The sequence below is a fragment of the Stenotrophomonas sp. YJH_SMC_106-19 genome, assembly GCF_059368375.1.
In genome coordinates this window covers 1,009,102-1,028,005 of the sequence record NZ_JCAFRQ010000001.1, presented here as the reverse complement: position 1 = coordinate 1,028,005, position 18,904 = coordinate 1,009,102, and the positions used below count along the sequence as shown (strand labels likewise).

Below are 18,904 nucleotides of genomic sequence, written 5' to 3'. Positions count from 1 at the left end.
CGTTCATCGACATCCGCCATGAGCCATACCGCCACCGCGCCCGCCAACGCCGAGAAGCGCTACACCGTGCACCGCAGCGACCTGCCGCTGAGCTGCCCGACCCCGGAGATGGCGCTGTGGAACTCGCATCCGCGGGTCTACCTGGCGATCGAAGACGAACCCAACGGTGAAGCGCAGTGCCCGTACTGCGGTTCCGTGTTCGTACTGGCTGACTGAACGGCCTTCACCGATGCGTCGACTGACCGTGGTGCAGTTGCTGCCGGCGCTGCACTCCGGCGGCGTCGAGCGCTCGACCCTGGAAATCGCGTCGGCACTGGTGGCAGCCGGCCATCGCGCGCTGGTGGTGTCTGCCGGTGGCCGCCTCGTTGAACCGCTGCTGGCCAGCGGTGCCGAGCATCTCACCCTCGATATCGGCCGCAAGTCGCTGCTGACCCTGCGTCATCTGCCGACCCTGCGTCGCCTGTTCGCCGAGGTCGGCGCCGATATCGTGCACGCCCGCTCGCGCCTGCCCGCGTGGCTGGGGCTGTATGCGATCCGGGCGATGCCGCAGGCGCAGCGGCCGCACTGGGTAACCACCGTGCACGGGCTGAACTCGCCCAGCCGCTACAGCGCGGTGATGACCAGCGGCGAGCGCGTGATCTGTGTCTCCAACAGCGTGCGCGAATACGTGCAGCGCCACTATCCGACCGTGCCGGAGGACCACCTGCGGGTGATCCCGCGTGGTGTCGATGTCAGTCAGTTCCCGCGGGTGGCGCGCGGTGATCGCCGGCCGCGCCTGTCGCTGGTGGCGGACTACCCGTGGCTGGCCGGGGTGGACGGGCCGCTGCTGCTGCTGCCGGGCCGTGGCACGCGCCTGAAGGGGCACGCGCACGCGCTGCAGCTGCTGGCCGACGTCCGCGCTGCCGGCGTGCCGGCGCAGCTGTGGATGCTGGGCACCGACGAGCCGGGGCGCGAAGCCTATGTGGCCGACCTGCGCCGCCAGGCCGCCACGCTCGGCATCGCAGACGCGGTCCACATCAGCACGCCGACCGCCCGCATTGCCCAGGCCTATGCCGCCAGCGATCTGGTGCTGCAGCTGTCCGACAAGCCCGAAGCCTTCGGCCGTACCGTGGTGGAAGCACTGTCGGTGGGCCGACCGGTGCTCGGCTGGAACCACGGTGGGGTGGGCGAACTGCTGCAGCAGCTCCAGCCCACCGGTGCGGTGCCGCTGGGAGATGCGCAGGCACTGGGTGAACGTGCGCTGGCCCTTCTGGCGCAGCCGCCATCGTTGCCGGGCCGTATCCCGTTCACCCTGCAGGCCATGCAGCGCGATACCCTCCGTCTCTATGCCGACCTCGCAGGCTGACACCGCAGCGGTCCTGCGCGATGAACGCGCCGGGCGCTGGGCGCCCTTGTGGGTGCTTGCCTACGTGGCGTTGTGGCCGCTGCCAGGCATCGCCGAGACCGTCCTGGGCCTGGGTGCAATCTATGCCGCAGTGCGCATGGTCATCCGCCGCCTGCAGCGCCGGCCGCATCTGCTGAGCCCGGCGGCCTGGGCGCTGACCTCGATCCTGTTCCTCGGCTACTGGTTGCCGCAGGCATTTTCCGCATTCGATGCGATCGACCCGTCGGCCTCGTGGACCAAGGCGGCAGGAGGCCTGCGCTACCTGCCCTTCATGTGGCTGGTAGCGATCGCAGTGGCCACGCCGGAGCGGCGCAGACTCACCCTGGGTGGACTGGCGGTGATCACCGGCGCCTGGACGCTGGATGCGCTGGTACAGGCGGTGGCCGGCACCAGCCCATGGTTCTGGTCGCTGGAGCAGCTCAAACTGGCAATCAGCGGGCGTGCGCTGTGCCCGGCCGATGAAGCGGCGTTGGCCGACCGGCTCAGTGGCGTACTGGGCCCGTGCAACCTGAAATTCGGCCAGGTGCTGGCCAGCCTGTCGCCGTTCCTGCTGCTGCCGCTGGCGCGCCGCTTCGGTGCTGCCGGCTGGCTGCTGGCCGCTGCAGCCCTCGGCAGTGTGTTGCTGCTGGCCGGCTCACGCGCCTCGTGGATCACCTTCGCGCTCGTGCTGGCCTACAGCGGCATGCGCCAGTTCGGCTGGAAGCGGCTGGCGCTGTTGGCGATGGTCGGGGTCCTGGGGGCCGGGGTCCTGGTTGCCAGTGTGCCGCAGCTGCGTGAGCGCGTGCTGCGCACGACGATGGCCTGGGATGGGGACGAGACGGGCGTCGACCAGGCGTTGTCCGGGCGTGCGCGAATCTGGAGCGCAGCGGCGTGCATGATCGAAGCACATCCGATCAACGGTGTCGGCGCGCGTGGCTTCCGCGATGCGTATCCCGCCTGCGTCGCAGGGGAGGGAACCGCGGTGTGGGGCGCGGAACCGGCCCTGCACGCGCACCAGATCGTGCTGGAGATCCTGGCCGAGACCGGCGCGCTGGGCCTGCTGTTGTGGCTGGCCGCCGTGGCACAGGCCTGGCGGGCGTGGCGCTTCGCACCGACCGCGGCCCGCGAGCGGGCGCGGCCGGCGATGCTGGCGCTGGCGGTCACCGTGTTCCCGCTCAACACCCACCTGGCGTTCTACTCTGCGTTCTGGGGTGGGCTGACCGTGCTGCTGGCGGCGCTGTTCGCCGGCAGCCTGCTGGCGCATGACGCGGATGACCCACCACGCGCGATGGAAACGGGCAGGTAATCCGGGCGGATCGAGGCGTGCCTGGGTCTACTTGTAGAAGTCGCTGCGCCCGCCGGGCTGGCGCTTGAAGCGGCGATGGATCCACAGGTACTGGTCAGGGGCTTCGCGCACCATCTCCTCGATCGCCTGGTTGACGCGCGCGGTATCGGCTTCCACATCCTCGCTCGGGAAGTTCTCCAGCGGCGCGCCGATCTTCAGGAAGTACTTCCCGCCTTCGCGGCGGTGGAAGTACGGAATGACCGCGCAACCGGTCATCCGCGCCAGCTGGTGGGTGGCGGTGATGGTGGCGGCGGTGTGGCCGAAGAATGGAACGAACACGGTGTCCTTGCCACGCATGTCCTGGTCGGGGGCGTACCAGAGGAAGCCGCCCTTCTTCAGGTGGCGCACGGTGGCGCGGATGTCCTCGTTGGCGAACATCGCCTTGGCATAGCGCAGGCGGCCGAACTTCACCGCCCACTCGTACACCGGATTCTTGTGTTTGCGGTACATGCCGGACAGGTCGACGTAGTCGCACAGCAGGCGGCCGCACATCTCCAGGGTCATGAAGTGCCCGGACACCAGCAGCACGCCGCGACCCTCGGCCTGCATCTGCCGCAGGTGCTCCAGCCCTTCGATCTGCACCTGCGGGCGGATGCTGTCGATGCTGCCCCACCAGGCACGGATGCACTCGAACACGCCCACGCCCAGGGCATCGAAGCTGTCGCGAACCAACCGCTTGCGCCAGGCATCGTCCTTTTCCGGGAAACACAGTGCGAGATTGACCTCGGCTGCACGGCGACGGCTGCCGGCCAGGCGCCAGGCGATCGACCCCACCCCGCGACCGAGGGCGCGCTGCAGCATCCACGGCAGGCGGGCGATGGCGAAAGCACCGTACATGGCGGCGAACATCGGCCAGTTGCGGGGATCGCGCAGTGACGGGCGGACGGCAGTGGAGGCATCGGACATGGCGCCATTCTAGCAATCCGGCTGCGTGTCTTTCCCGGGGGTGTCCCGTATCCTTGCCGCATGCGCAAAGACCCTGTCGAATGGATCCTGCGCGGCCTGTATTCGGTCGTGCTCTACATCCTGCTGCCGATCACCGTGTACCACCTGGTCTGGCGCGGCTTCCGGGTCCGTGAGTATTTCCGCCGCTGGGACGAGCGCTACGCCTCCTATCCCCAGCCCAGCGGCCAGCCACGGGTCTGGCTGCATGCGGTCTCGGTGGGCGAGGTCAACGCCGCCGCGCCGCTGGTCAACGCCCTGCGCCAGCAGCGCCCGGATATCCGCTGGGTCATCACCACCATCACCCCCACCGGCTCCGAGCGCGTGCGCGCGCTGTGGGGCGATGCGCTGGACCACGTCTACCTGCCGTATGACGTGCCCGGCAGCGTCAACCGTTTCCTCGGCCACTTCCAGCCCAGCCTGGCGCTGATCCTGGAAACCGAGCTGTGGCCGAACATGCTGTTCGGCTGCCGTGACCGCGACATTCCGGTCTACATCCTCAATGCCCGCCTGTCGGCCCGCTCGCTGCGTGGCTACCGGCTGCTGGCCGCGCTGATCCGCCGCGCGCTGCGCACGGTGACGTGCGTGGCAGCCCAGTCGCAGGACGACGCAGAGCGCTTCGTGCAGCTGGGGGCGGCGCCTGACCAGGTGCAGGCACTGGGCAACCTCAAATTCGACATCGCCACGCCGGACGTGCAGGCCTTCATCGAACAGTTCCACGCACGGGTGCCGGACACGCGACCGGTCTGGATCGCGGCCAGTACCCATGATGGCGAAGAGCAGGCGGTGATCGAACTGCACCGGCGCCTGCGCCAGCACCATCCGGACCTGCTGCTGCTGTGGGCACCCCGGCATCCCGAGCGCTTCCCGAAGGTGGAGGCGCTGGCGCGCGAGCAGGGCTGGAACGTGGCGACCCGCCGTGCGCAGCAGTGGCCGTCCGCCGATACCGACGCCTTCATCATCGACACCCTCGGTGAACTGATGCCGTTCTATGGCTGTGCGCAGGTCGCCTTCGTCGGCGGCAGCCTGCAGCCGATCGGTGGCCACAACCTGCTGGAGCCGGCGGCGATGGGCACTGCCGCGGTGACCGGTCCGCACCTGCACAATTTCTCGGAGATCTCGCGGCGCATGCGAGAGGCCGGTGCGCTGTTGATCGGCGAAGACGTGCAGGCGGTCGGCGGTCTGCTGCAGCACCTGCTGGAGGATCCGCAGGCCCGCGAGGACATGGCGCACGCTGGATGCACGCTGGTCAGCAATGGGCGCGGCGCGCTGCAGCGGACGCTGGCGCTGGTGGCCCCGCACCTGCCACCGCCCCGCGGCTGAGCCGCACGCGGCGCGCTCGCCGCCGTACTGTCGCGATCAACTGGATTAAGCCTGCTTGACGGCCATCGTTCTGTCGCCGCAGGACCGATTGCCGACGCCGCAACGTGCCTCGGATCACACCTCGCGGCATGCAGATGCAAATTGACTATCGATTGCCAACACAGGCTGCCAGCCTGATGTCGACCGTGCTTGGACGGCATCAAGGGAGCTTGAGATGAGCGGCAGCGATGGCCATCGGCTTGGAATGGATCATCTGGGCGTGATCCTGATGACGTTGCTGCTCGGTGGCAGTGTCATCGCACGGGTCGGTCAGTACACGGCGGCGCAGGCGGGGCCGGCCGTCGTGCTCAGTCTGCTGCTCGCAGCCCTCGGTGCGGCGCTGGTGCTGGCACGCCTGTACAGGGTGGTGACGCAGGCGGATATGGCCGATGGCCTGCATGGCCTGCATGGCCTGCTGGTGGCCGGCTGGGGGCGGTCGATTGCCCGCGTACTGTGCCTGGCGTTGTTGCTGGAGTGCACGGCGACGCTGGCGGGTGCGGCGCAGTCCGGGGCTGGCCATCTGCATGCGGCACTGGCGGCGGCGAGCGCATCCAGCGCCGGTACGCTGCCGGTGCAGGTGACAGCCGCTGCAGGCCTGCTGCTGTTGGGAGCCACCGCGCTGATGCGACCGGCGCGGACGGTGCTGCTGGTGTGCGCGCTGTTGACCGTGAAGATCGGCATCGGCGTGCTGCTGCTGGCGCTGGCGGCCCGGTATGTGCACTACGCGCACTGGATCCCATGGGTTCCCCCCGCCACTGCACCGTATCGCTTCGGCCTGGGAGGCGTGCTCGCTGCGGCTGTGCCGCTGCTGGGCATCTTTGCCAGCGCTGGCCTGGCACTGGGCGTTCCCGGGGTGCCTGTTGGCGGGCTGGCGCGACGCCCACTGACGATGCTCATGGTGCTCGTCGCGGCGACGCTGATGCTGATCGCACTGGCCGCACTGCAGGCGGGCCTGGTCGACTATCCAGCGCTGGCCAGCAGCCGGCCCTTGACGGTTGCGCTGCGAAGCCATCCCCAGTTGTCCTGGATGTTGCCGTGGCTGCCGCTGGCAGGCTATGCAGGGTTGGCAGCGCTGCAGCTGGTGCTGCTGATGCTGGCGACGCGGCTGGCGCTGCCGCTGTGGCCGCTTGGAAACGAGGGTGACCCACCGGCGGCGTGCGTGGCGACCGTGGCGATCATCCTGTTGGCGACCCTGCTGGCGCTGTGGCTGCCGGCCGGCGTCTTGCCGACGATGCCGGGGCAGGTGGGACTGCTGGTGGTGGCCGCCTTGTGCCTGGGGGGACTCCAGCGGCGCAGCGAGGTGACGCGCTCGCCTGCCGACGCCGTGCTGGGCATGGCGGCAGCAGCGTTGTGCCTGCTGCCGCTCCTGCGCTAGATCTCATCGCCGCGGCACAAACAGAAAAGCCACCCGGTCGGGTGGCTTTCCGTCAACACAGGCGACGACGACTTACTGGGTGGTCGTGGCGGGATTGCCCGCGTCCTGGGTCAGCAGGCGATTGATGTCCTGCAGTTCGGCCACGTCCAGCGCGCCCAGCGACTGGCTCAGCAGCAGGCGGTTCTGCAGGAAGGTGTAGCGGGCCTGCGCGTAGTCCAGCTGTGCCGAGAACAGGATGCGCTGGTTCTGGATCACGTCCAGCACCGTGCGGGTACCCACTTCCAGGCCGACCTGCGAGGCGTCGTACGCGCTCTGTGCCGAGACGACGGCCAGGCGGCGTGCTTCCACCTCGCTGATGCCCTGCACCAGGGTCTGGTAGGCATTGCGGGTGTTGCGATCCAGCGCGCGCTTCTGCTGTTCGTAGCCATCCTGGGCGATGTCACGCTGGGCCAGCGCCTGGCGCACGCCGGACTGGGTGGCGCCGCCGGCGAAGATCGGCACGCTGAGGGTCAGGCCGATGCTGTTGGTGCGCGCATCCGGGGACAGCGAACCCGAACCGGTGCTGTCGCCCCAGGTCGCGGTCTTGCCCCAGCTGCCGCCCAGCGACAGCGTCGGGTAGTGGGCGCCACGGGCGGCCTGCACGCCGGCCTCGGCCGCGCTGACCTTCAGCTCCTGCGCCTTCAGCGACGGGTTCTGGCTGGTCGCCTGCTGCACCAGTTCATCGATGTTGCCGCGGTTGGCCGGCACTTCGGGACGGAAGTCGGCCGGCAGCCCCTTGAGGTTCAGCACCGGCTGGCCGGTAAGTTCGGTCAGCGCCTGGTAGTTATCGGCCAGGGTGTTCTGCGCGACGATGGTGTTGGCGCGCGCCTGGTCATACTGCGCGCGCGCTTCGTGCACGTCGGTGATCGGCGCCAGGCCCACTTCCAGGCGCTTGTCGGCGAAGTCGAACTGCTTCTTCGCGGCCGCTTCGTTGGTCTGTGCGGCATTCAGCGATTCGATCGCCACCAGCACGTTGAAGTAGGCCGCCGAGGTGCGGACGATCAGGCTGTCGTTGGCCGAATCCAGGGTGAAGTCAGCCGCCTTGCTCAGTTCGCGCTGCGAGCGCAGGTTGTTGATCTGCGTCCAGTTGAACAGGGTCTGCGAACCGTCGATCGTGTAGTTGCGGCGCTTGCTGCTGACCGTGCCGGTATTGGCATCGGCGTTGGCTTCGCTGCGTGTGCGGTTCAGCGTGGCCTGGCCGTTGATCTGCGGAAGCAGGGCAGCGCGCGCCTGCACGGCGCCTTCCTTGTCGTACAGCCGGGTGGATTCGGCGGCCGACAGCTGCGGATCGCCATTGCGCGCCATCTCGTAGACCTGCAACAGGTCAGCGGCATGGGCAGACAACGGCAGCAGGGCAGTGGCCAGCGCAACAGCGAGGGATCGGCGGATCATTGCGGCTTCCTTGGACTCAGAGGTGGAACTGGGGTGCCGGGGCGGCACCGCGCAGGTAATCGATATCGGTCTCGAACAGGGATTCGGTGCTGCCATCGGCCTTGATCAGAAGCGCTTCCATCGCCGGCGAACGGCCCTGGATCACGAACAGGCGACCACCCGGACGCAGCCACGAGGCGAACTGTGACGGCACCACGTTGACGGCACCAGTGACACAGATCACGTCAAAGCGACGTTCGGTCTGCCACGCCAGCGCGTCAGCCACTTCCACCCGGACGTTGGTACCAAGGCCGGAGGCATCCAGCCGCGCGCGCGCGGCTGTCGCCAGTTCCGGGTCGATCTCCAGGCTCAGCACGTCGCGCGCCAGCGCGCCGATGCAGGCGGCCAGGAAGCCGCTGCCCGTGCCGATCTCCAGCACTTCGTCACCCGGTTGCAGGTCCAGCGCCTGCAGGGTACGGCCCTCGATGACGGGCTTCATCATCTTCTGGCCATTGCCGATCGGCAGTTCAACATCGGCGTAGGCCAGTGCCCGGTGCGCGTCGGCGACAAAGGCCTCGCGCGGCAGGCGGGCCAGGACGTCGAGCACCTTGATGTCCAGCACGTCCCAGGGACGGATCTGCTGTTCCACCATCAGTTCGCGGGCGTGGGCGTAATCAATCGTCATGAGGTTCAAATCCAGCGCAGTGGGCCGGCCATTTTACCGGTGCCGGAGGCCGGCGGCGCGCCCAGAGCATCCGCTGCCGGGGGGCCGGGGTCGCAGTGCCGGAAGTCATCGCGACCACCGGTTCGTTCAGCTTTGCCGTTTCAGCTGGTTCCGGCTCCTCCGGGCGCATAGGCGCGCAGGAAGAAGTCGACGCTGGCCGCCACGTGGGTGACAGGATCGATCTCCACCGATGACAGTGGCATGCCGCACATCATATGCATGTGCACTTCACCCTTGACCAGGGTCAGGAACTGCTGCCCGGCCAGGTGATGGTCGGGAATCTGCAGCTCGCCCCGCTCGCTGCGCGAGCGCAGGAAGTCGGCCAGCGCCTCGCAGGTGCGCTCGGGCCCGGCCTGCCAGAACAGCTCACGCAGGCGTTCGTCGGTCTCCGGGGCCATCATCACCCGTTGGATCGAGATCGCCGCGTCGGAGGTGATCAGCTTGAAGAAGGCCAGGCCGATCCCGATCAGCTGGTCGCGCAGTGGCCCTTCGGCGTCGGCCACGAACAGCGCATCCGGCAGCATCTCGATGCATTTGGACTGCACGGCCTCGGAGAACAGGGTCTCCTTGTCGCCGAAATGGCTGTACACCGTCAGCTTCGACACGCCCGCCTGGGCAGCGATGCTGTCCATGCTCACACCGGTATAGCCCTGTTCGATGAACAGGGTCTTGGCCGCCTCGAGGATCGCCGCGCGCTTGCCAAGATCCTTGGGACGCCCGGGTCCGGCGGCCTTGGCAGCAGGCTTGGCCGACGGCTTGCGGGAAGTGGAAGAACTCATTGCGGTAATACTAGACCAAGCGGTTCGATATTTATACTATACCGGCCAGTTTACTAAATTGGGCCGGACGTTGCGGCTCCCCTGCTGAACTCAGTGTTGTCAGGACGTTGACCGATGAAGATCGTGCGCTGGATGGGCGGTATCGTGTGGGTGGCTGCGCTGGCAGCCTGTTCGGGACAGGAGCAGGCGCCACCGGCGGACGTGCCGGTGCTGGTGGTGCATCCCGGCGAGCAGGCCGGGCAGGCGCCGGCGGCGTTTCCCGGTACGGTCCGGGCACGCCAGGAGAGCCCGCTGTCGTTCCGCGTCGGCGGCAACCTGGTCAAGCGCCATGTGGACGCCGGCCAACGGGTGAAGAAGGGGGACGTGCTGGCCGAGCTGGATGTCGCCGACTTCGCCCTGCAGGCGCGCGCCTCGCAGGCGCAGCTGTCCGCGGCCGAAGCCGATCTGGTACGCGCCCGCGACGATCTCAAGCGCTACCAGGTGCTGGCCGACCAGCAGCTGGTCAGCCGCTCGCAGCTGGATCAGCAGTCTGCCGCGTTCAAGGCCGCGCAGGGCCAGGCCAACGCGGCCCGGGCCAACCTGGACGTGCTGCGCAACCAGGCCGGCTACGCCCAGCTGCGTGCGCCGGCCGATGGTGTGATCGCCAGCCGTGAGGCGGAAGCCGGGCAGGTGGTGGCCGCGGGCCAGACCATCTTCAACCTGGCCGCAGACGGTGGCCGCGAAGTGCTGATCGACCTGCCGGAAGCCACCATCCGCGACTACGCGGTAGGCCAGCCGGTGGAAGTGGAGTTGTGGAACCGCCCGGGGCAGCGCCTGCCCGGCACGATCCGCGAGATCGCCGCCGCCGCCGATCCGCAGGCGCGGACCTACGCAACCCGGGTCAGCCTGCCCGCCGATGCACTGGCCGATGTCGAGCTGGGGCAGAGCGCGCGCGTGTTCAGCAGCGCCGGCCGCCACGGCACCCTGCAGCTGCCGATGGCCGCTCTCCAGCGCGGTGCAGGTGGCGCAACCAGTGTGTGGGTGGTGGACCCGGCCAGCAGCACGTTGAAATCGGTCACCGTCAGGACGGGCGCCTATGGCATCGACGCCGTGCCGGTGCTGTCCGGCGTGGACGCCGACGACTGGGTGGTGGCTGCGGGCGGCCATCTGCTGCGATCCGGCCAGCAGGTCGTCGCGGTGGACCGGCAGAACCGCCCGGTGCTGAAGCCCGCAGCGCCGGCTGCCGCACCGAAGGCGAAGGAGTAAGCCTGTGCGCCGTTTCAATCTATCCGAATGGGCGCTGGGCAACCGCGCGCTGGTGCTGTTCGCCATGCTCGCCTTCGCCCTCATCGGCGCCTGGTCGTACAAGCATCTGGGCCAGTCCGAGGATCCGCCGTTCACCTTCAAGGTGATGGTGGTACGCACGATGTGGCCGGGCGCGACCGCCGAGCAGGTCTCGCGCCAGGTGACCGAGCCGATCGAGAAGGCGCTGCTCAACACCGGGCAGTACGAGTTCATCCGCTCCTACTCGCGCCCGGGCGAGTCGCAGGTGATCTTCGCGGCCAAGGACAGCCTGCGCTCCAAGGCCATTCCGGACCTGTGGTACCAGGTGCGCAAACGCGTGGGCGACATCAAGCCGAACCTGCCGCGCGAAATCGTCGGTCCGTTCTTCAACGATGAGTTCGGCGACACCTTCGGCAACATCTACGCGCTGACCGGGCAGGGCTTCGACTACGCCGTGATGCGTGACTACGCCGATCGCATCCAGCTGGAACTGCAGCGGGTGCCGGACGTGGGCAAGATCGAGCTGCAGGGCCTGCAGGACGAGAAGGTCTGGATCGAGCTGTCCAACACCAAGCTGGCCACGCTGGGCGTGTCGCTGCAGCAGGTGCAGCAGGCGCTGGCCGACCAGAACGCGATCAGCGCCACCAGCTTCTTCGAGACCCCGACCGATCGCGTGCAGCTGCGCGTGACCGGCCAGTTCCAGAGCATCGATGACATCCGTCGCTTCCCGATCCAGGCCGGCGACCGCACGGTGCACCTGGGCGATATCGCCGAGATCAAGCGCGGCTTCGCCGATCCGGCGTCGCCGAAGATGCGCTTCATGGGTGAGGATGCGATCGGCATTGCGGTCGCGATGAAAGACGGTGGCGACATCCTGAAGCTGGGCTCCACGCTGGATGCCGAGTTCGAGCGCCTGCAGAAGACGCTGCCGGCGGGCATGCACCTGCGCAAGGTCTCCGACCAGCCGCATGCGGTGGAAGAGTCGGTGGGTGAGTTCGTGCAGGTGCTGACCGAAGCGGTGGTGATCGTGCTGCTGGTGAGCTTCTTCTCGCTGGGCCTGCGTACGGGCCTGGTGGTGGGCGTGACCATTCCGCTGGTGCTGGCGATGACCTTCTTCGTCATGCATTACTTCGATATCGGCCTGCACAAGATCTCGCTGGGCGCGCTGGTGCTGGCGCTGGGCCTGCTGGTGGACGATGCGATCATCGCGGTGGAGATGATGGCCACCAAGATGGAACAGGGCTACGACCGCCTGCGCGCGGCCAGCTTCGCCTGGGAATCCACGGCGTTCCCGATGCTGACCGGTACGCTGATCACGGCGGCAGGTTTCCTGCCGATCGCCACGGCGGCGTCAAGCACCGGTGAGTACACCCGTTCGTTGTTCCAGGTGGTGACCATCGCACTGGTGGTGTCATGGATTGCGGCGGTGCTGTTCATTCCGTACCTGGGTGACAAGATGCTGCCGGATCTGTTCAATCCGCAGCTGCCCAAGCCGGACAGCCTGGCCGGTCGCTGGCGTGCGAAGCGCCTGGCCTGGGCCGATCGCCATCCGGCGCTGCTGCGCTGGGTCGCACCGAAGGAGCATGCACACGACCACGATCCGTACCAGCGGCCGTTCTACACGCGTTTCCGCCGTTTCCTGGACATGTGCCTGCGCCACCGCTGGTGGGTGATCGCAGCAACGGTGGCCCTGTTCGTGTTCTCGTTGCTGATGTTCCGCTTCGTGCCGCAGCAGTTCTTCCCGGATTCGACCCGCCCGGAACTGATGGTGGATATCGAACTGGCTGAAGGCGCGTCGCTGCAGGCCACGCAGGCGCAGGCCAGCAAGCTGGAAAAGCTGCTGAAGGGCCGTGAGGGCATCGCCAACTACGTGGCCTATGTGGGTACCGGTTCGCCGCGCTTCTACCTGCCGCTGGACCAGCAGCTGCCGGCGACCAACTTCTCGCAGTTCGTGGTGCTCACCGAAGACGCCAAGGCGCGCGAGGCCACGCGCGACTGGCTGCTGAAGGACGTGATCCCGCAGTTCCCGGATGTGCAGATGCGCGTGACGCGGCTGGAGAACGGTCCGCCGGTGGGCTACCCGGTGCAGCTGCGGATCTCCGGCGAGCACATCGAGCAGGTGCAGGCGATCGCACGCCAGGTGCAGGACAAGGTGCGGGAGAACCCGCATGTGATGAACGTGAACCTGGACTGGAGCGAGCCGAGCAAGGTCGTGCGGCTGGTGCTGGACCAGGACCGTGCACGCGCGCTGGGCGTGAGCAGTGCGCAGGTGAGCCAGCTGCTGGGCACTTCGCTGTCGGGCATGAGCGTGAGCACCTATCGCGAGGGCAACCGCCTGATCGAGATGCTGCTGCGGGGTCCGGAGAACGAGCGCGTGCAGCTGGGCATGCTGGGCAGCCTGGCCATTCCCACAGCCAATGGCACGTCGGTGACGCTCTCGCAGGTGGCGCGCCTGGAGTACGTGTTCGAGGACGGCATCATCTGGCATCGCAACCGCCTGCCGACCGTGACCGTGCGTGCCGATATCAGCGACGGCAGCCAGGCGCTGGACGTGGTGCAGCAGATCCTGCCGACGCTGGATAGCATCCGCGCTGCACTGCCGAGCGGTTACCTGCTGGAAACCGGCGGAACGGTGGAGGATTCGGCACGTGGCCAGGACTCGATCAAGGCAGGCATGCCGTTGTTCCTGATCGTGGTCGCAACGCTGCTGATGCTGCAGCTGCGCAGCTTCTCGCGTGCCGCGATGGTGCTGGTGACGGCACCGCTGGGCATCATCGGCGCGACCTTGTTCCTGCTGCTGTTCCGTGCACCGTTCGGGTTCGTGGCGCTGCTGGGCACGATCGCGCTGGCCGGCATGATCATGCGCAACTCGGTGATCCTGATCGACCAGATCCAGCAGGACATCGATGCCGGGCATGATCGCTGGCATGCGATCATCGACGCGACGGTACGGCGTTTCCGCCCGATCGTGCTGACCGCCCTGGCGGCGGTGCTGGCGATGATTCCGCTGTCGCGCAGCGCGTTCTATGGCTCGATGGCGATTTCGATCATGGGCGGGTTGATCGTGGGTACCGTGCTGACCCTGGTGTTCCTGCCGGCGCTGTATGCGGCGTGGTTCCGGGTGAAGCCGGATGAATCCGGGGCGTAATGCCCCGGGTTCCAGGGCCGCCGCCTCTGGCAGGTGCCAACCCTGGTTGGCACGGCGCGTTGCATCCACGCATGCTCGCGGGATCTGCTTTCTGTAGAGCCGAGCCATGCTCGGCTGCTCTTTGCGCGATGATGGGATGAGTCGAGCATGGCTCGACTCTACAGAAGCATCCATGCATGGCGTGGATCTACTGCAGTTGCAGGCCGCTCCGCAGCAGTGGCACCAGCCACTCCAGGAATACGTGCACGCGCTGTGCCCGATGCTGCCGATGCGGTTGCAGCAGGGTCACCGGCAACGGTTGTGCGACGTGCCGTGGCATCACTTCCACCAACGTGCCGGACTGCAGCTCGTCCTGCACGTCATAGCGCGGAATCTGCAGCAGTCCCAGTCCGGCCACGCAGCAGGCGATCGAGGCTTCGGCGCTGTTCACCCGCACCCAACCCTGCATGGGCAGCGTGCGCAGCTGGGGTCCGTCCTGCCATTCCCACGGTTCCACCCGCGCGGTCGTCGGCGAGGCGTAGTTCACCGCCCGGTGCTGCTGCAGGTCCGCCGGTTGCTGCGGGACGCCGTACGCGCGCAGGTAGGACGGCGCAGCCACGTTGACGAAGTCCAGCGTGCCCAGCGTGCGCGAAACCAGGCTGGAATCGCCCAGCTGGCCGACCCTCAACACCGCATCGCAGCCTTCCTCGATCAGGTTCACTGCGCGGTCGGTCATGCCCAGATCCACCTCCACCTGCGGGTAACGGGCGAAGAAGTCAGGCAGCGCCGGCGCCACGATGCGCCTGCCGATGCGGCTGGGTACGTCGATCCTCAGCAGGCCGACCGGCTGCGCGTCCTCCTGGCGGAACAGCGATTCGGCATCTTCGACCTCGGCGATCAGGCGCAGGCAGCGGGCGTGGAACACATCGCCATCGTGGGTGGTGGAGACGCGTCGCGTCGAGCGTTGCAACAGGCGCGTACCCAGCCGCTGCTCCAGTTCGGCGACCGCCGCCGATACCGTGGAACGGGGCAGTCCGAGCTGGTCGGCGGCGCGGGTGAAGCTGGCGCACTCCACCACCCGGCTGAAGATGCGGAAGCGGTCGATCCGATCCATTGTTCGCTCGATCTGGAAAGTTAAGTCAATGTTGCGGGCTTTATCCGCATTTTCCGCACGATATCGTCATCGGGGCAGGGTTGCCATCCCGGACAGCCCCACTCCGAGACCGAAGCCATGACCGACCACTCCCTCAAGGGCAAGACCGTGCTGATCGCAGGCGGTGCCAAGAACCTCGGTGGCCTGCTCGCCCGCGATTTCGCCGCCCACGGCGCCGGGGCCATCGTCATCCATTACAACAGCGATGCCAGCCAGGCCGACGCCGAAGCGACCGTCGCGGCGGTCCAGGCTGCGGGCAGCAAGGCCGTGGCCCTGCAGGGCGACCTGACCTCCGCTGCCGCCATGGAGCGCCTGTTCGCCGACGCTGTCGCAGCCGTCGGCCGTCCCGATGTCGCCATCAATACCGTCGGCAAGGTCCTGAAGAAGCCGCTGCTGGAGATCAGCGAAGCGGAGTACGACGAGATGAGCGCGGTGAATGCCAAGGCGGCGTTCTTCTTCCTCAAGGAGGCCGGCCGTCACGTCAATGATGGTGGCCGCATCTGCACCCTGGTGACGTCGCTGCTGGGCGCCTACACGCCGTTCTACTCCAGCTATGCAGGCACCAAGGCGCCGGTGGAGCACTTCACCCGCGCGGCATCGAAGGAGTTCGGCGAGCGGGGCATCTCGGTGACCGCGATCGGTCCCGGGCCGATGGACACGCCGTTCTTCTATCCTGCCGAGAGTGCCGATGCGCAGGCGTATCACAAGACCGCGGCGGCGCTGTCCGCGTTCACCCGCACCGGTCTGACCGACATTGCCGACATCGTGCCGTGGATCCGTTTCCTGGTTACCGACGGCTGGTGGATGACCGGGCAGACGGTGCTGGTCAACGGTGGCTACACCACCAAGTAACCGGGCCACGCTGGGCGCGGCTCCACCGCACTGCACCTGTGGCGCCGGGCCATGCCCGGCTCATGCAACAGCCATCGGGCATGGCTCGACGCTACAGGTGCCGCCCGGCGGGTCAGCCCAGCTTCGCCAGTACGGCGTCGGTCGCCGCCGCCGTGCTCACGGCCTGGCCCTTTGCAGCCAGATCAGCAGTGAACACGCCATCATCCAGCACCGCGTGCACGGCCGCCTCCACAGCCGCCGCTTCGGCATCCAGGCCCAGCGAGTGGCGCAGCAGCATGGCCGCGCTGAGGATCGTCGCGTAGGGGTTGGCGATGCCCTTGCCGGCGATGTCCGGTGCCGAACCGTGGATCGGCTCGTAGATGCCGACCGCACCCGGTTCTCCCAGTGATGCCGACGGCAGCAGGCCCAGCGAACCGGCCAGCATCGAGGCCTCGTCGGTGAGGATGTCGCCGAACATGTTTTCGGTCACGATCACGTCGTATTCGCGTGGCTTGGCCAGCAGGTGCATCGCCATCGAATCGACCAGCTGGTGTTCCAGCGCGACGTCCGGGAACTCCTCGCGGCCGATGCGGGCGGCGACGTCGCGCCATAGGCGGGACGTCTCCAGCACGTTGGCCTTGTCCACCGAGGTCACCTTGCCTCGGCGCTGCTGTGCCAGGCGGAACGCGCTGCGCAGCACGCGCTCGATTTCGGCCACGGTGTAGCGGCAGAGGTCGCTGGCGCTGTCGGCATCGCGGGTCTTGTCGCCGAAGTAGATGCCGCCGGTCAGTTCGCGTACCACCACGAAGTCCACGCCCTTGAGCAGTTCGGCCTTGATCGGCGATGCCCCCAGGGCGGCATCATGGGTACGCACCGGCCGCAGGTTGGCGTACAGGCCCAGCGCCTTGCGGATCGCCAGCAGGCCCTGCTCGGGACGCACCTTGGCGTTCGGGTCGGACCACTTCGGTCCACCCACTGCACCCAGCAGCACGGCATTCGCGGCCTGGCATGCGGCGAGAGTGGCGGCGGGCAGGGGCTCGCCATGGCGATCGATGGCGATGCCACCGATATCGTGCTCGCTGAACGTGAAGGTGTGGTTGAAGCGTTCGCCGATGGCTTTCAGGACCGCAACCGCAGCGGCGGCCACTTCCGGGCCGATGCCATCACCGGGGAGTACAACGATCTCAGCGTGCATGCTCACTCTCGTAACGTTCGATGTCAGGGACGCGGCCCAGCAGATAACCCAGTTGATCGACGCCTTCCAGCAGACAGGTCTGCGAGAAGCCATCCAGCGGGAAGGAGTAGACCCGGCCATCCGGCGTACGCAGCTCGCGTGCCGCCACGTCGATGGTCAGTTCGTCGTCGGGGCGCTGCATCAGCGCCTGAACGTCGGCTTCGTCCAGGACAATCGGCAGCAGGCCGTTCTTCAGTGAGTTGCCACGAAAGATGTCGGCGATCTCGCTGCTGACGATGGCGCGCAGGCCCAGGTCGGTCAGCGCCCACGGCGCGTGCTCGCGCGAGGAACCACAGCCGAAGTTGCGGCCCGCCAGCAGGATGCTGCGGCCGGCGTTGTGCGGCTGGTTGAAGGCGAAATCGGCCACCGGCGAACCGTCGGACTGCCAGCGCCAGTCATTGAACGCGTTGCGGCCCAGTCCGGCACGCTCGGTGGTGGACAGGAACCGGGCAGGAATGATCTGGTCGGTGTCGATGTTGGTCTGGCGCAGCACGACGCTGGACGAGGTCAAGGTGCGGAAACCGGCCATTACGCCACCTCCTGCGCGAACAGTTCGCGGGTATCGGCCACGTGGCCCTTCACCGCCGCCCAGGCGGCGCTCATCGGCGAGGCCAGCAGTGTGCGCGAGCCCGGCCCCTGGCGGCCCTCGAAATTGCGGTTGCTGGTACTCACTGCCAGTTGGCCGGGGGCGACCAGATCACCATTCATGGCGATGCACATCGAGCAGCCCGGCTCGCGCCATTCGGCACCGGCTGCACGCACGATCTCATCGATGCCCTCCGCTTCGGCCTGGCGCTTGACGATCTCCGAGCCCGGTACCACCAGCATGCGCACGCGCTCGGCGACGCGGCGGCCGCGCAGCACCTGTGCCACTTCGCGCATGTCGCTGAGGCGGCCGTTGGTGCACGAACCGACGAACACGACATCGACCGGCGTGCCGGCCAGTGCATGGCCGGCCTGGAAGTGCATGTAGTCCAGGCCCTTCTGCGCTGCGGCGTCGTTGGCCGCAGGAATCGGCACATCGACCGCGATGGCGGTGCCGGGATGCGTGCCCCAGGTCAGGGTCGGACGGATGTCGGCTGCATCGATGTGGACTTCGCTGTCGAAGCGCGCGCCTTCATCGCTGCGCAGTTCCTGCCAACGGGCCACGGCCGCCTCGAAATCGGCGCCCTTGGGGCCGCGTGGCGTGTTGGCGACGAAATCGAAGGTGACCTGGTCCGGTGCCACCATGCCCGCGCGCGCGCCGGCCTCGATGGACATGTTGCACAGGGTCATGCGCTGCTCCATGTCCATCGCTTCGATGGTGCTGCCACGGAACTCGATCACATGGCCGGTGCCGCCGTTGACGCCGATCACACCGATGATGTGCAGGACCACGTCCTTCGCGCCGACGCCCGGCGCCAGGGGGCCGTCGACCGTGATTGCCAGCGTCTTCGCCTTCCGCTGCAGCAGGCACTGTGTTGCCAGCACATGACCCACTTCGCTGGTGCCGATGCCGAAGGCCAGCGAGCCGAACGCACCATGGGTGGAGGTATGGCTGTCGCCGCAGACGATGGTCATGCCGGGCTGGGTGAAACCCTGCTCGGGCGCGATGACATGGACGATGCCCCGGTTGTCCGAGCTCATGTCGAACAGTTCGATGCCGTGCTCGCTGCAGTTGCGCGCAAGCGTGGCGACCTGCGCCTCGGAGGCGGCGCTGGCGTACGGCAGCCGGCCGTCGGCGGTGGCCGGCAGGGTCGGCGTGGAATGATCCATCGTGGCCTTGGTGCGGTCCGGCCGGCGTGGGCGGAGACCGCGTTCGCGCAGCTCGGTGAACGCCTGCGGCGAGGTCACCTCGTGGATCAGGTGCAGGTCGATGTACAGCACCGCAGGGGCGCTGTCGGATTCGGGAACGACCACGTGGGCGTCCCACAGTTTGTCGTACAGGGTGCGGGGTGCGGAGGTCATGCGGTTGCCTGGCAGAAGTACGATTGAACGAACATCGGGAAATAACGGG

At 67.7% G+C, this 18,904-nt stretch carries 16 protein-coding genes; 8 read left to right on the top strand and 8 right to left on the bottom strand.

Annotated features, from left to right (window positions below):
* Nucleotides 1-18: 18 nt before the first annotated feature.
* The 3 genes from AC5P5M_RS04560 to AC5P5M_RS04550 are packed head-to-tail and all read left to right on the top strand — an operon-like array spanning nt 19 to nt 2,669.
* Entirely contained in the window at nt 19-216 is a 198-nt protein-coding gene (locus AC5P5M_RS04560; protein ID WP_053517405.1) for a zinc-finger domain-containing protein, read from the top strand.
* Nucleotides 217-229: 13 nt separating this feature from the next.
* Nucleotides 230-1,345 carry a glycosyltransferase gene (locus AC5P5M_RS04555; protein WP_065181722.1) on the top strand — a complete coding sequence of 372 codons (1,116 nt, stop codon included), beginning with the start codon at nt 230-232 and terminating at the stop codon, nt 1,343-1,345.
* On the top strand, nt 1,326-2,669 hold the full coding sequence (locus AC5P5M_RS04550) for an O-antigen ligase family protein (RefSeq protein ID WP_495205605.1): 1,344 nt from the start codon (nt 1,326-1,328) through the stop codon (nt 2,667-2,669). The genes AC5P5M_RS04555 and AC5P5M_RS04550 overlap by 20 nt, the downstream gene beginning before the upstream one ends.
* A gap of 27 nt (nt 2,670-2,696) precedes the next feature.
* Here AC5P5M_RS04550 and AC5P5M_RS04545 read toward each other — a convergent pair whose 3' ends face one another.
* Nucleotides 2,697-3,614 (bottom strand): LpxL/LpxP family Kdo(2)-lipid IV(A) lauroyl/palmitoleoyl acyltransferase, encoded by a 918-nt coding sequence (locus AC5P5M_RS04545; protein ID WP_053517401.1) that lies wholly within the window; start codon nt 3,612-3,614, stop codon nt 2,697-2,699.
* 60 nt (nt 3,615-3,674) lie between these two features.
* On the opposite strand from AC5P5M_RS04545, the gene waaA reads away from it, so the two are divergent.
* A complete protein-coding gene (gene waaA / locus AC5P5M_RS04540; RefSeq protein ID WP_111186158.1) occupies nt 3,675-4,973 on the top strand; it encodes a lipid IV(A) 3-deoxy-D-manno-octulosonic acid transferase in 1,299 nt (432 codons plus the stop codon).
* Between the two features lie 214 nt (nt 4,974-5,187).
* A complete protein-coding gene (locus tag AC5P5M_RS04535) occupies nt 5,188-6,387 on the top strand; it encodes an amino acid transporter (RefSeq protein ID WP_495205604.1) in 1,200 nt (399 codons plus the stop codon).
* Nucleotides 6,388-6,459: 72 nt separating this feature from the next.
* Here the strand turns inward: AC5P5M_RS04535 and AC5P5M_RS04530 are convergent, their stop codons facing one another.
* The 3 genes from AC5P5M_RS04530 to AC5P5M_RS04520 form a co-directional block, all read right to left on the bottom strand.
* Entirely contained in the window at nt 6,460-7,818 is a 1,359-nt protein-coding gene (locus tag AC5P5M_RS04530; RefSeq protein WP_065175111.1) for a TolC family outer membrane protein, read from the bottom strand.
* Nucleotides 7,819-7,834: 16 nt separating this feature from the next.
* Entirely contained in the window at nt 7,835-8,482 is a 648-nt protein-coding gene (locus AC5P5M_RS04525; protein ID WP_053520104.1) for a protein-L-isoaspartate O-methyltransferase family protein, read from the bottom strand.
* Between the two features lie 140 nt (nt 8,483-8,622).
* A complete protein-coding gene (locus AC5P5M_RS04520) occupies nt 8,623-9,300 on the bottom strand; it encodes a TetR/AcrR family transcriptional regulator (RefSeq protein WP_459062303.1) in 678 nt (225 codons plus the stop codon).
* Between the two features lie 114 nt (nt 9,301-9,414).
* On the opposite strand from AC5P5M_RS04520, the gene AC5P5M_RS04515 reads away from it, so the two are divergent.
* The gene (locus AC5P5M_RS04515) at nt 9,415-10,545 is read left to right on the top strand and encodes an efflux RND transporter periplasmic adaptor subunit (protein ID WP_495205603.1); all 1,131 of its coding nucleotides are present in this window, start codon (nt 9,415-9,417) and stop codon (nt 10,543-10,545) included.
* 4 nt (nt 10,546-10,549) lie between these two features.
* Nucleotides 10,550-13,711 (top strand): efflux RND transporter permease subunit, encoded by a 3,162-nt coding sequence (locus AC5P5M_RS04510; RefSeq protein ID WP_495205602.1) that lies wholly within the window; start codon nt 10,550-10,552, stop codon nt 13,709-13,711.
* A 187-nt stretch (nt 13,712-13,898) separates the two neighbouring features.
* On the opposite strand, the gene AC5P5M_RS04505 is transcribed toward AC5P5M_RS04510, so the two are convergent.
* On the bottom strand, nt 13,899-14,804 hold the full coding sequence (locus AC5P5M_RS04505; protein WP_495205601.1) for a LysR family transcriptional regulator: 906 nt from the start codon (nt 14,802-14,804) through the stop codon (nt 13,899-13,901).
* A gap of 117 nt (nt 14,805-14,921) precedes the next feature.
* Between AC5P5M_RS04505 and AC5P5M_RS04500 the strand changes: the two genes are divergently transcribed.
* Nucleotides 14,922-15,695: an SDR family oxidoreductase gene (locus AC5P5M_RS04500; protein WP_053520099.1), complete on the top strand. Its 774-nt coding sequence runs from the start codon at nt 14,922-14,924 to the stop codon at nt 15,693-15,695.
* A gap of 112 nt (nt 15,696-15,807) precedes the next feature.
* Here AC5P5M_RS04500 and leuB read toward each other — a convergent pair whose 3' ends face one another.
* Genes leuB through leuC form a run of 3 tightly spaced genes read right to left on the bottom strand, consistent with a single transcriptional unit; the run spans nt 15,808 to nt 18,855 of the window.
* Nucleotides 15,808-16,869, bottom strand: coding sequence for a 3-isopropylmalate dehydrogenase (leuB, locus tag AC5P5M_RS04495; RefSeq protein ID WP_065175105.1), 1,062 nt, complete (start codon nt 16,867-16,869; stop codon nt 15,808-15,810).
* Nucleotides 16,859-17,437, bottom strand: coding sequence for a 3-isopropylmalate dehydratase small subunit (gene leuD, locus AC5P5M_RS04490; RefSeq protein ID WP_053520097.1), 579 nt, complete (start codon nt 17,435-17,437; stop codon nt 16,859-16,861). Before leuD ends, leuB begins: the two co-directional genes overlap by 11 nt.
* Nucleotides 17,437-18,855, bottom strand: a complete 1,419-nt coding sequence (gene leuC, locus AC5P5M_RS04485; RefSeq protein ID WP_495205600.1) for a 3-isopropylmalate dehydratase large subunit — start codon at nt 18,853-18,855, stop codon at nt 17,437-17,439. The genes leuD and leuC overlap by 1 nt, the downstream gene beginning before the upstream one ends.
* Nucleotides 18,856-18,904 lie beyond the last annotated feature (49 nt).

Bases quoted from the DNA above. Each gene is read 5' to 3' on its own strand.
- leuC (WP_495205600.1), bottom strand. From the start codon at position 18,855: ATGACCTCCGCACCCCGCACCCTGTACGACAAACTGTGGGACGCCCAC.
- AC5P5M_RS04525 (WP_053520104.1), bottom strand. From the start codon at position 8,482: ATGACGATTGATTACGCCCACGCCCGCGAACTGATGGTGGAACAGCAG.
- AC5P5M_RS04530 (WP_065175111.1), bottom strand. From the start codon at position 7,818: ATGATCCGCCGATCCCTCGCTGTTGCGCTGGCCACTGCCCTGCTGCCG.
- AC5P5M_RS04505 (WP_495205601.1), bottom strand. From the start codon at position 14,804: ATGGATCGGATCGACCGCTTCCGCATCTTCAGCCGGGTGGTGGAGTGC.
- AC5P5M_RS04535 (WP_495205604.1), top strand. From the start codon at position 5,188: ATGAGCGGCAGCGATGGCCATCGGCTTGGAATGGATCATCTGGGCGTG.
- AC5P5M_RS04555 (WP_065181722.1), top strand. From the start codon at position 230: ATGCGTCGACTGACCGTGGTGCAGTTGCTGCCGGCGCTGCACTCCGGC.
- AC5P5M_RS04550 (WP_495205605.1), top strand. From the start codon at position 1,326: ATGCCGACCTCGCAGGCTGACACCGCAGCGGTCCTGCGCGATGAACGC.
- waaA (WP_111186158.1), top strand. From the start codon at position 3,675: ATGCGCAAAGACCCTGTCGAATGGATCCTGCGCGGCCTGTATTCGGTC.
- AC5P5M_RS04500 (WP_053520099.1), top strand. From the start codon at position 14,922: ATGACCGACCACTCCCTCAAGGGCAAGACCGTGCTGATCGCAGGCGGT.
- AC5P5M_RS04520 (WP_459062303.1), bottom strand. From the start codon at position 9,300: ATGAGTTCTTCCACTTCCCGCAAGCCGTCGGCCAAGCCTGCTGCCAAG.
- leuB (WP_065175105.1), bottom strand. From the start codon at position 16,869: ATGCACGCTGAGATCGTTGTACTCCCCGGTGATGGCATCGGCCCGGAA.
- AC5P5M_RS04545 (WP_053517401.1), bottom strand. From the start codon at position 3,614: ATGTCCGATGCCTCCACTGCCGTCCGCCCGTCACTGCGCGATCCCCGC.
- leuD (WP_053520097.1), bottom strand. From the start codon at position 17,437: ATGGCCGGTTTCCGCACCTTGACCTCGTCCAGCGTCGTGCTGCGCCAG.
- AC5P5M_RS04560 (WP_053517405.1), top strand. From the start codon at position 19: ATGAGCCATACCGCCACCGCGCCCGCCAACGCCGAGAAGCGCTACACC.
- AC5P5M_RS04515 (WP_495205603.1), top strand. From the start codon at position 9,415: ATGAAGATCGTGCGCTGGATGGGCGGTATCGTGTGGGTGGCTGCGCTG.